The organism is Gilliamella sp. B2889 (genome assembly GCF_026536885.1).
GTDB classification, from domain to species: Bacteria; Pseudomonadota; Gammaproteobacteria; order Enterobacterales; family Orbaceae; genus Gilliamella; species Gilliamella apicola_E.
Map to the genome: position 1 here is coordinate 281824 of NZ_JAFNNF010000001.1, position 12288 is coordinate 294111.

At 33.1% G+C, this 12288-nt stretch carries 11 protein-coding genes; 6 read left to right on the plus strand and 5 right to left on the minus strand.

Going from position 1 to position 12288, the window contains the following annotated elements:
- On the minus strand, nucleotides 1-621 hold the full coding sequence (locus J3U09_RS01325; protein WP_267353324.1) for a hypothetical protein: 621 nt from the start codon (nucleotides 619-621) through the stop codon (nucleotides 1-3).
- Between the two features lie 5 nt (nucleotides 622-626).
- Entirely contained in the window at nucleotides 627-815 is a 189-nt protein-coding gene (locus J3U09_RS01330) for a TraY domain-containing protein (RefSeq protein WP_218060055.1), read from the minus strand.
- A gap of 221 nt (nucleotides 816-1036) precedes the next feature.
- Between J3U09_RS01330 and J3U09_RS01335 the strand changes: the two genes are divergently transcribed.
- The 4 genes from J3U09_RS01335 (at nucleotide 1037) to J3U09_RS01350 (ending at nucleotide 3171) form a co-directional block, all read left to right on the plus strand.
- A complete protein-coding gene (locus J3U09_RS01335; protein ID WP_267356787.1) occupies nucleotides 1037-1219 on the plus strand; it encodes a hypothetical protein in 183 nt (60 codons plus the stop codon).
- Between the two features lie 88 nt (nucleotides 1220-1307).
- A complete protein-coding gene (locus J3U09_RS01340; RefSeq protein ID WP_267353369.1) occupies nucleotides 1308-1928 on the plus strand; it encodes a hypothetical protein in 621 nt (206 codons plus the stop codon).
- Between the two features lie 30 nt (nucleotides 1929-1958).
- On the plus strand, nucleotides 1959-2213 hold the full coding sequence (locus J3U09_RS01345; protein ID WP_065734177.1) for a helix-turn-helix domain-containing protein: 255 nt from the start codon (nucleotides 1959-1961) through the stop codon (nucleotides 2211-2213).
- A 391-nt stretch (nucleotides 2214-2604) separates the two neighbouring features.
- Nucleotides 2605-3171, plus strand: a complete 567-nt coding sequence (locus J3U09_RS01350; protein WP_267356789.1) for a phospholipase D-like domain-containing protein — start codon at nucleotides 2605-2607, stop codon at nucleotides 3169-3171.
- 554 nt (nucleotides 3172-3725) lie between these two features.
- On the opposite strand, the gene J3U09_RS01355 is transcribed toward J3U09_RS01350, so the two are convergent.
- The 3 genes from J3U09_RS01355 to J3U09_RS01365 form a co-directional block, all read right to left on the minus strand.
- Nucleotides 3726-3884 carry a hypothetical protein gene (locus J3U09_RS01355; protein ID WP_267356791.1) on the minus strand — a complete coding sequence of 53 codons (159 nt, stop codon included), beginning with the start codon at nucleotides 3882-3884 and terminating at the stop codon, nucleotides 3726-3728.
- 282 nt (nucleotides 3885-4166) lie between these two features.
- Complete coding sequence (locus tag J3U09_RS01360; RefSeq protein WP_267356793.1) at nucleotides 4167-8432, minus strand: acyl-CoA dehydratase activase-related protein; 4266 nt, start codon at nucleotides 8430-8432, stop codon at nucleotides 4167-4169.
- 164 nt (nucleotides 8433-8596) lie between these two features.
- Complete coding sequence (locus J3U09_RS01365; protein ID WP_065734181.1) at nucleotides 8597-9313, minus strand: epoxyqueuosine reductase QueH; 717 nt, start codon at nucleotides 9311-9313, stop codon at nucleotides 8597-8599.
- A 632-nt stretch (nucleotides 9314-9945) separates the two neighbouring features.
- Between J3U09_RS01365 and J3U09_RS01370 the strand changes: the two genes are divergently transcribed.
- Both J3U09_RS01370 and J3U09_RS01375 read left to right on the plus strand, forming a co-directional pair.
- Nucleotides 9946-11352, plus strand: a complete 1407-nt coding sequence (locus J3U09_RS01370; RefSeq protein ID WP_267356795.1) for an EmmdR/YeeO family multidrug/toxin efflux MATE transporter — start codon at nucleotides 9946-9948, stop codon at nucleotides 11350-11352.
- A gap of 224 nt (nucleotides 11353-11576) precedes the next feature.
- Entirely contained in the window at nucleotides 11577-12248 is a 672-nt protein-coding gene (locus J3U09_RS01375; protein ID WP_065734182.1) for an OmpW/AlkL family protein, read from the plus strand.
- Nucleotides 12249-12288: the final 40 nt, after the last annotated feature.

The window sequence follows — 12288 nt, forward strand, 5'->3', positions numbered from 1 at the left end:
TTAAAAATCCCCAAAAACATCCCAAACCTCTTTGTTTTTGAGGGGGGTTTCTACATCACTCACAACTGAGCGTTTTTTAGATTGTTGTTGTATATCTTTTTCTTTTTTTGCCTCGATAATTTTTTCTTGATTACCTCCTTTTGAATAATTTTCTAAACTTTTTTTTAATCTTTTTTGCATAGCTTGATGATTATCATCATTTTCTAAGTTGCCTACATCATTTGCTGATATAAAGCAATTAAGCTCCCCTCGTAGTCGTTCATCATCAGTGAAATGATCCTTTTCCATTTCTTCGACCGTGCATTCATTAAGAATTTTTTCGGTGATTTTTAGAGCATTACATACATTGAAACCATCCATCGGATCGACATCATATTTTTCAAACAATAAAGAATTTACTTGTAATGCTCCTATTTGGACTGGTTTCTTTTCTTCTAAAAAATATTTCAATTTCTTTTTTGCTTCTTGTTCATTTTTATAGTCAATACTTTCACCAATCGTCGTCACTAAAAATTGTGTATGATTTGATGTTATTTCGGAAAGCAAAAGTATTTCATCAACAGGAATATTAGGTGAACATTGCATTGCTAACGTTATTAACAATTCTTTTGTAATGCTCATTTTGATTATCCTTCATTCTGAATTTGGCTAAAGTTATCATTTGAGAAGGGATATTTTTTTAAGTGATCTTTTAACCTAATTGTTGCTTCGGTTCTTTTAGATCTTCTTGAATTTTTAGTAGCTTGAATTAATGCCTTATTAGTTTCTTCATCCAGAATTAATGTAATTGTTATTGTTCTCTCATACATAAGCATCCACATCCCCTTCTATACCAATAAATAATGAGTTAAATTTTAAACGTTTTAAAATTATCTTATAGACTAAAATCTAATTTATATTTGTATATAAATCAGTTGTTGATCAACAGTTAATTAACAATTGATCAACGTTTTATATTTGTTGATTTTTACTTTTTTTGGGTTTATATTTAGGTCTAAATTTAAATCAAAAAAACACACAATATGAAGGAGTAAAAATGATAATTGAACAAAACATAATAGGTATTTCGGATTTTAAAAAAAATCCGATGTCTTTTATGAAAGAAAATCAAATTTTATTAATTTTAAATCATAATAAAAAAGCATTTTATTGCTTATCACCTGAAGTATTTGAACAATTAAAAGGTGATGGAGATAAAAGAAAAAAGGAAAAAAAATAAAATTTATTTACAAAAAAGGATCGCCCTTACCTGTGTGGAAAAACAAGGACGAAGGACGAAAACCAACTAAACTTCAAGGATTGTTGGCGTGGTAGATAATATTAATTATAAGAGTAATTATCAACAACTTTATACAAAGTTAAATATAGTATTTGATATAGTCGGAATAAGAGAAAAAAATAAAAAGTTTACGCCTCTAAATGATAAAACTGCTGAAATATTCACTAATGATGAAAATATTAATGTTTTCAATTTTTACAATAAATTACTAAGTCAAAAAAAGAAAATTACAACGTTAGATTATTATAGTATCGATAATATGTGTAAATTTTATCTTATAAATAAAATTTCTCTTGATGATAATAATGTATTTTTTTGGGGAAATGAATTTAAAACAATTCCTCTCAATTTTATCATCATAAAAAATAATAATGTTGATTTATCAATTGAATTATTAGACAAATTAAGTACAAAAGAAAAAAATATTTTATGGTTTCTTATATTTAAATTTGAATCAAAATTAATTGCACGTTTAGCTAACACAACGGTAACTCATGTTTTTAATACAAAACAAAAAGTTAAAAATTTATTCAATTTACCGATAGATACACTTATTTATAACGATAGTTTTAAAAACTGGATATTTAATTTTCACGTTAATTGTAATATCGAAAACACATCAATTTTATTAGATGAAATAGATATTTAATTAATTTGAATAAGGATAAGGATGAGGACAATGAATATTAGAAATATTAAAAATGATGACATTATTATTAATGATTTAACAAAATTGAAAAACGTTAGATTAAAAGCTAATTTACGTGTGTTAGATATCAGTCTGAGTACTGATATTTCAATAGGTAATGTATCTAATTTAGAGAACGGCAATAGAGGTAATCCAAAAATTGAAACATTAAAAAGATATCTCAAACCATGTGGTTATGAATTAGTACTTATTGCCAGAAGAACTTACAACCCTAAAAAAAAATAAAATTCGATTTAACTAGTGATAACTCAAAAATTCCACAGGAGTAGAACACAAGCTTCAGCTTGTATCCTATTGAGTTATCCACAGTAAATTTCTACGTTCTTTTTATTTAATATAATTAAAAAATCTTATTAAGATTTAATTAAGCTTATTAAGAGGAAAAAAATACTCAACTTCCAATTCATTATATAGAAGGGGTGACAAAGACACAAAAATATGCAAAATAGAGTTGAAGTACTTTATGATGTAACTGAAATGTTTGTACAAGCCCACCTAAGTGAGAAATATAGCCTACAAATATTTTAAATGACAAAAAACGACTCGTTGAAATCTTACATGCAATGCACGTAATTCATCAACATGGTGAAAAGCAAAATAATGGAATGAAATTGTAATGAATTTTTTAACTAAACTTTTCAATAATGACTTTATAAAAGTCTGGGGTACTGTTATTTTCATTATTATATTGTTGCAATTTTGGGGCGGTAAATCGCAACTTGAACCTGTTGTTAATATTATAGAGAGTGAAAAGAATAGATTAAGAAATGTTGTGGACAGAGTTAATTATCATTCTGAGTTTTTGATAGATAACTCACAGATTAATTCATCTATTAGCGAGTTGATAGATAATTCTCAATTTGAAATTGATTTAATACTCCCCTCTTTTGACTTAGCTTTATTAGATAGAATTAAAATGGCAAACAACAGGGGGGTGAGAGTAAGAATTATAACCAAAAGCATTTATAAAAATGTTATCGATGATTTAAAGAAACAAGGTATTACTGTCAACTACAATAATCATCTTGATAATGGAATAATTTATATCGATAAAAGAACTGGAGCTAATCTGATTTCATTTAACAATTCTTTTTTATTAACTATATTTCAAGATAACAATAGTTTACAACGATACCAGATACTGATAGACCAACAGTTTTTAAAAAATAGGGAAATTTTTTAAAATTAACAATAATCTAAAACTGTAAAATATATTTTAAGTTTGTTGGCGCTTAGAGGCTAAAATCAGATTCATTTTGATTTGATTGAGTTAAGTGTTGAGCAATTAATTGTCCATCTTTGTTTATTGTCATATCTTTTAGTAAGCCTTTATTAAAATCATTAGTTAATAAGCAACTTTATAGCTCTTCAGAATAATTTGATAATGATTTACTTTTTAATAAAATAGACAACGTTTCAGGATAATCATTTAGATATTCTCGTCCATCAACACGATTAATTCTCATTAACAATTTGTCAGGCTGTTTTTTTCTTCATAACTAAACGTTAGTATAAATGTATTAGGTTCCCGATTAATTATAATGATGTTAGCTTAACGCCTTTATATTTTCCATGCGCTTTAGCAATTTCTACACCCTCATTTATCTTTCTCTTCTAATTTCATAATTGCCCAAAGCAACTTGTAATAATATTTTTAACAACAAGTTTTGCATTGAATCTATAACTATTCTTGTTACACCATTTGTTTCAGATTATATTTATGATAAATCTAAGATATTAGGTGTACGCAGTTTTGCCCTTTTTCTTAAGTTGAGTCAAATAACCTAGTACTTCATCGATGGGTAAACGAATGTTCCTATCCACTCCAGCTATCATAACATCTCCTTGTTGTAAATCACCAATCATACGTTGAAGCTCTGATCTAAATGCTCTCACATCAGATGCTTTTTCTTTATACATGATTACAATTGTGATAACTTCAATTTTTCGTAGGATCAATTATTCTTTTTTGTCGTTCAAGCTCTCGTTCTTTTGTGATGAGTCTTAAATATATTTTAGCAATCTTTATTCTTATGCCTAATTCTTTGGGTCTATTTCATCGTAATGCTCTTATTCTATTAATCAATTACTGAAGAATTTGGTGATGATATTAACATATCAAAATCGGCTAAACTATTTTAACTTTTTTATTAAATATTTATTAGCCGACTTAAATCATTAGTTATCATAAGAATACTTTAATGAACTCACCATAAAATGCAAACGGTTAAGCACATTAACTTCACCTGCGCCATCATCAAAATCCAAATAAAGCAAATTAAGTTTTGGATTAAGGTCACGCATACGTTTCTCTATGCCTTTTGAAACAACATGATTAGCAATACAGCCAAACGGTTGTAGACTAATCACATTATTAATACCATGCTTAGCAAAAGTCATGATACCAGCTGGAATTAACCAACCTTCACCATATTGATTAGCTAAACTAAGAATTTCTTCCGCTTTTGTCGCCATATCACGAATATTGTGGAATGGTTGATAATATTTGAAGCCCGACAAAATCTGATTAGTTTGATCAATGTACTTCTGCGCTACTTTTTCAAAAAAGTGAACAAAATAAGCAACAAAACTCTTGTTAATAATATAATTATCAACATTACTATCATAGTTAACAAAAGACTGAGCAAAAAACTCGATCATTGGCGGAATAACCGGTTCAATTCCCTGTTCGACTAGCCAATCTATGCTATTTTGATTTCCGAAACCGTTATATTTAACGTAAATCTCCCCAACAATTCCAATTTGAGGGCAATCTTTATTTAAGGTTTCGATTTGATTGAAATGATCGACAGCTTCTTTTAACAGCAAAAAGATCGCCTTTTTGCCTTTATGTTGATTGATAATTTGTTGTAACTTTCTAATATAAAGTTCTTTCAACTGATTAGCTTGCTGTTTATATTTTGCTCTAGGCGCAATCGAATAAAACATCTTTGAAATCGAATCGGCAAACAGCATAGCAAAAAAAGTTGTTGGTAATGTTTTGAGCCAGTTAAGTTTAAAGCCTGGTTGTTCGATTTCATTAATATTACCTGTACTTAGCGACACAATCGGAATATCTTCATAACCATTACTAATCATTGCTTTCTTAATTAAAGAAAGATAACTACTCGCCCTGCACTGACCTCCTGTTTGGGTAATACCGATAGCCACTTCATCACGCTGATATTTACCTGAATTTAGCGCTTTAATAATATCTCCAACAATAATCGTTGCTGGATAACAAATCTCATTATTACAATATTTAAGTCCCCACTCGACCGAACTTTTGTCTGGTTTTGGAAGGATTTCAAGCTTATAGCCAGACAAAGCAAAAATTGGAGGTAACAATGGAGAATAAAAATCTGAAATAAATGGCGCCAATATAGTACGGCGCTGCTTGTCTTGCTTAGCAAAAATAGTCGTATTTTTACGCTTAACTATTTTTAATGGTTGTTGATGATTCATGCGGATTGATTCAATAATCGAACGCAAACGCAAACGTACAGATCCTGTTGCGGTGATCTCATCGACACGAATAATCGTACATGTTTTACCTTTGGATTCTAAAATCGCCTTACACTCATCGGTAACAATTGCATCAGGACCACACCCAAAAGAGTTAAGTTGCACAAACTGAATATTTTTTGGTTGCTCAGCAACAAAACTTGCTGCTGCATACAATCGATTTGGATAACTCCATTGTGAACAAATTTGTAACTCTGGTGATAATCGACTGATTTCACCCAACACGGAATCCTCAGTTATGACATCACAACCTAACGCATTTAAAATCTCAGGTGTTTTATGATTAATTAAACTATCGCTATGGTAAGGTCTACCCGCTAAAATAAACACATAACGACCAGTCCCTTTAGCATTATTCAACACCTCAACAGCTTTTTTATTCAATGCTTGCTTATATTCAGCTTGAGCAACTAGTGCATCTGCAAAAGCCTGACTCGCCACGTTTTTAGGAATACCGAGCGACATTAAATAATTGATACATCCTTTTTTCAGTAACTTCTGATCACTAAAATTAATTACTGGATAATCCAACGGCACATTATATTTCGTCTTTGGATTGATCGCGCTATTTATCACCTCAGCATAACTACTCACAATCGGACAGTTATAACTATTAATTGCATTATCAAAATGGTCAGACTCTAATACCACCATCGGCATAAAAATGCGATCAACCTTCTGCTCGATCAACTCCAAAATATGGCCATGAACAAGTTTGGCAGGAAAACAGATGCTATCTGACATCACGGTACCTGCCCCTTTCTCATAAAGATCATATGTCGAATAGGGTGAAAGCGTCACATTTATTCCACTTCTAGTTAACAACGTATGCCAGAATGGAAAATTTTCATATTGCCCTAAAACACGAGGGATTCCAATATGGAGTTTAGCGTCAACATTATGCGTATTAGCTCTATCGAATAACAACGCATTCTTATAATCAAACATATTAAATGCATTTTTATTTTGATGCTGATTATTGCTTAAAAAACGCTCGCACTTATTACCGGAATAATAACGTTGACCATTAGCAAAGCGATAAATCATAATATCGCAATTATTCTCACACCCCTTACAGCGTGAAGGTTTAGCTTTATTATCTTCAGCTTTCTGTAGATTATCTAAGCCAATAAACTGCGAAGGGGTTTGATTATTTATATAATGATTTTTCGCAACTAGCGCTGCACCATAAGCCCCCATCAATTCAGGAATATTGGACGTAGCGATTTGAGCACCAGTTAACTGCTCTAAAGCACGAAACACAGCAGGATTCTTAAAAGTACCACCTTGAACCACAATATGATCGCCAAGCTTGCGCATATCATGAAGCTTTAGCACTTTATGAATCGCATTTTTAATCACCGAAAAAGCAAGTCCAGCTGAAATATCGCCAACAGTCGCATTTTCACGTAGTGCTTGTTTCACTTTAGAGTTCATAAATACCGTACAACGCGTTCCTAAATCACAAGGATTATTGGATTTACACGCTGCATCAGCAAAATCAATAGTATTGGAATTAAGGGATTTAGCAAAAGTCTCAATAAATGAACCACAACCTGACGAACAAGCTTCGTTAAGCTCAATATGATTCACCACGCCATTGGCTATAAAAATGGCTTTCATATCTTGACCGCCAATATCCATGATGAAACTCACCTTAGGGTCGATATGTTTAGCCGCGGCAAAATGAGCCATTGTCTCAACCAAACCATCATCGATGGCAAAAGCTGCTTTCAACAACTCCTCACCGTAACCAGTAACACCAGTACGAACAATTACAATCTCTTTACCAGATGCCTCAATCTCATCCTTAAGTACCGTTAACCCTTTAATTAATGCCTTAATTGAATGACCATTATTGGGTGCATAATAGGTAAAAAGTAGCTCATCATTCTCACTAATTAGCGTAATCTTAGTAGTTGTTGAACCACTATCGATACCTAAATAAGCGTTTTGCTTTTGATAAGAGGTTAAAGCTAGGCGAGGAATTTCGATATATTTGCGTTTTTGTTGCCAATCATTAAATGATAGCGACTGGTTAAATAACGGTTTTAAGCGAAAAGATTGATTGACTTGAATCTTATTTGACGCACTTAGCCTATCAATGAAATCATTGATAGTAAGTTCACTACGTTCAATAGCATGGATTGCCGCTCCCCAAGCCGACAATAACGTAGGATGCTCTGTGGTAACAATTTGTTCCTCATTTAACTTTAACGTTTCTAATGCGGCTTTGCCTAAAGTTGGAATAAATGAAAACGGCCCGCCAATCAGCATCACTTTTGGCACAATATCATAACCACGCGCTAGCGTATTCACTAACTGAATACAAACTGCATGTAGAACAGAGTAAGCAATATTTTCTTTGGAAACATTACGGCTAATTAAATTTTGCACATCGGTTTTCGCAAACACACCGCAACGAGAAGCGATTGGGTAGACTTTATCGTGTTTGGTTGCAAGCAGGTCAAATTCCTGCACAGGGGTATTAAGTAAAGTTGCCATCTGATCGATAAAGGCACCGGTTCCTCCAGCACAACTCCCATTCATACGAATATCGGGCGGACGATCAGGAAAAAAGAAGATCATCTTACTATCTTCCCCACCGATATCAATTAGAGTTCGCACCTCAGGATATTTTCGTTGTACCACTTCCGAAGCTGCTACAACTTCCTGAATAAAAGCGATACCGGCCTTCTCAGAAATCCCCATCCCAGCAGAGCCTGTCACCTTAACCGACACAATAGCATCATCACCAATCTGCTGTTTAATTTCATCTAAAAGGGATAAAGCGGTATTAACAATATGGGTGTTATGACGAACATAATTGGTATAAATAAAATTATCCTGTTCATCGAGTACAACACACTTAGCTGTTGTAGAACCAACATCCAATCCAAGTCTATATATTTTTGGCATAAACAAACTCACATTTTGCAAAATTAGACTTAACCAATAATAGGATTACAAATAATAATTATTATTCTTCTTTTATAAAATTATTATAGCGAAATCTTTCAGATTTTTAATCAATTTGTTAGGGAAATGACATTTTGGATGTTTTGAAGAGGATCAATATCGAGTTATACTTTCTCTAGCCCTTGCTTAGCGATAGCAATTACATTCTTCAGATCGACACCTTGTGCTTTTGCAGCAAAAATACAACCGCAATAACATTGACGATAAACATCGTACTCCTTACAAAGTTCGATAGAACGCTTATAACCATTATTCTTTTTGAAATCGGAAGGTAAATAATTAACTGAAAAAATTTCCTGAATTTCGAAACCAAGTTGGTTGATTTTTTGACTATTCTTTTTAGGACTCAGCGTTAACGCACTAGCAAAATAATCAAAGCCCAACTCTTGCGCCTTAATCGCCGCCAAATCTAACCGCATCTTATAACAAAGATGACACCGCTCACCACCTTCTGGCGCATCACGCAAATGCTCTACCTGTTTAATAAACTCAGCCGGTTGATAAGGTGCTTCTAAAAACTGCACCTGGTTGCCAGTCTTTTGATTAAAGTCCGCAATAAACTTCTGTTGAACGACACTGCGATACTCATATTCCACGCGGGGATGAATATTTGAATTGGCAAAATAGATCGTGATATCAGCATACTGTGCTAAATATTCCAGTACATAAGTACTACATGGTGCACAGCAACTATGGATTAACAACTTAGGTCGAGCCGATGCCAACTGCCAATCAGCAATCACTTCTTTTAAAATTGAATCATAATTCACTTTATTATGAGGATTTAATTTTTCGAGAATATCTTTGGCGTTGATTAACATTCGTACTCTTTAACGTTTGCTTAAGTAAATAATGGAAAATAAGGCAGCTATAATATAGCGAACTGAAAAAGCGTTCAAGTTTAAGGCGAAAAGATCGCTTTTTGAAGAAAATTAAAGCTTCAAAAACCCCGCTCCTCAACTTTTTTTGTGATTATCTCTTTTTATTTCAACATTACTTTTTAAACACTTAAAAAAGATTTATGACCTTTACTTAATTATGTATTGAAATTTTACTATAGCCAAATCATATATTAATGGATCAAGTTTGATCTTCACGCACTGAAATCATATAAAGATAAGCTATCTTTTTACATAATCACTATAAATATGTAGTGAAAATTTTTATCCTTTTATAATATGGTGAGTAAGATTTAGTTACTTAGAAAAAAGCATCTTCTTCAAGCACCACTTATAACAAGTTCTCTAGAGAAACGGCAATAAGCAGCACTAAAATTACCTAATCATTTAATTTTTAATCTTAAATATCATAGATTAAAGAGACAATGCACTGACAATGTTGAGTATTATATCAATTAAAATTGATAGCCATTTTTTTAAAGCATAATTTCATTTTTATCACATAAAGGCGTTATAATAGCCACAAATTATCGAATAAAACTTTAGGCCTTAAATTGGATGTTCTAAGTCGATTGAAGAATCTTCAACTTTATAAAAAACGACGTTCAAACAATGTGCTATTCTGGCGCGAAATATATCCTTTAGCAATGCCAATTCTGATTGAGAATTTGTCTGTCATTTTAATGGGTATATTCAGTACATTTTTAGTAAGTTGGATTGGTAAGGCCGAGATGGCTGCCGTCGGTTTGGCCGAAAGTTTTAATATGATTGTGATGTCCTTTTTTATGGCGGTTGCGCTCGGAACATCCGTCGTAGTAGCGTTTAGTTTAGGACGACATAATCGTAAAAAAGCGGTAGTAGCAGCAAGACAATCTATTACGCTATTAGTAATAATTTCAATTTTACTATTTTTGTTCGTTGAGTTTTCTGGGTATTGGATTGTAGAGATTATTGCCGGTAAGGCTGATCCTGAAGTTAAGGAATTAACACTAACCTTTCTAAGATTAACCGTCTTAGGTTACCCCGCCCTTGCCTTTATTTTAGTTGGTTGTGGCGCTTTGCGTGGCGCTGGCAATACTAAAATTCCAATGTATTTAAATATCCTTATGAACATTCTGAATCTATCGATTAGTTATGTACTAATTTATGGTGCTTTCGGTTGGCAAGGACTTGGGTTTATCGGTGCAGGTATTGGTTTAACTACATCTCGTTATTGTGGGATGTTTTTTATTTTGTTGGTGTTGACCATCAAACCAAGCCGGGCATTATTTATCCCACTTCGCAGTTATTTTCATTCGTTTAATGGCAAGATACTGATTGATATTTTAGGGATTGGCATTCCGGCTAGCGTTGAGTCGGTGATGTTTAATATTGGAAAATTACTCACGCAGACCTTTGTTGCTGGCATGGGCACATCGACTATTGCGGCAAACTTTATCGCGTTTTCAATTGCTGGATTGCTTAATTTGCCAGGTGGAACACTTGGCGCAACCTCAACCATAATTGTTGGTAAACGCATTGGTATGGGGCAAGTCTATCAACCAACACGGCAACTTAAGTATATCTTTCATTTAACCAGTTTATTACTCTGCTTTTTAGCGTTTTTATCCATTCCGTTTGCTGGATTATTAAGTTCGCTCTATACCGATGATCAGGAAGTTATCGAAATTTCCAAACATTTACTTTGGTTTAATGCCTTATTTACCCCATTCTGGGCGTCATCCTTTGTTTTGCCATATGGTTTTAAAGGGGCGAAAGATGCTAGCTATACCATGTGGGTCGCTATCGGCAGTATGTGGATGTGCCGTATTGTAGTAGGCTATATTTTTGGTGTTTATTTCGGCTTTGGTGTGATTGGTGTTTGGTTTGGTATGTTCTTAGATTGGATTATACGAAGCATCTTCTTTTATCATCGACTTATCAGTGGCAAGTGGCTTTGGCGTCATCAAAAGCGAATTTAAATCAAATTGACCTATTGAATCTGAATCAATTGAACAAAAAGCACTATTAATTAATTCATCTAAAAAATCTACCATATCATTACTCATGTTATGGTGCTAAGATATTCATCAATACCTTTAGGTAATTGTCAATCCTTTAAAGCTTTATATTAAAAAACGGTCTGTTAATGAAGCATATATCACGCTCAGTTAGCAGTTTATATAAATATAATAAGGAGATAAAAATGAGAGTATCGTCAATTGCTATGCTAGTTACTTTCGGATTAGCAAGCTCAGCCGCTCTGGCGCATAGTGCCGACCAAATTATCATCCGTGGTGGTCCTGTCTATGTTCATCCTCAAGATAAAAGTGATCATGTTAAAGTGGGTGGTGCAAAGAGTGATCTTAAGGCTAAAGCCGATAATGACACGCAACTAGGCCTGAATTTTCAATATATGATTACTGATAATTTTGCTGTTGAATTATTAGGTGCCACACCTTTTAGTCATCAAGTTAAACTTGGCGGTGGTAATTCTACTGGTTTATCCGGTGCTCATTTAGGAAAAATTAAACATTTACCACCAACATTGAGCGCACTGTGGTATCCGCTTGATAGTAGCTATGAGTTCCAACCTTATGTTGGCCTTGGTGTTAACTATACTTTCTTTTTTGATGAAAAACTTAGTGGTGAAGCTAAGAAGGCAGGCTTTCATGGCTTAGACTTGGATAATTCCTGGGGCTGGGCTGCACAAGTGGGTGCTGATTATTCTTTAGATGAGAATTGGCTGATTAACGCGCAAGTCCGTTATATCGATATTGAAACTAAAGCTAAAACTCATTTAGGTAATACTAAAGTCACGGCAAAATACGAACTCGATCCTTGGGTTGTGATGCTCGGTGTCGGTTACAAGTTTTAATCATAAAAAAACCTCTCACATGAGAGGTTTTTTATTGATG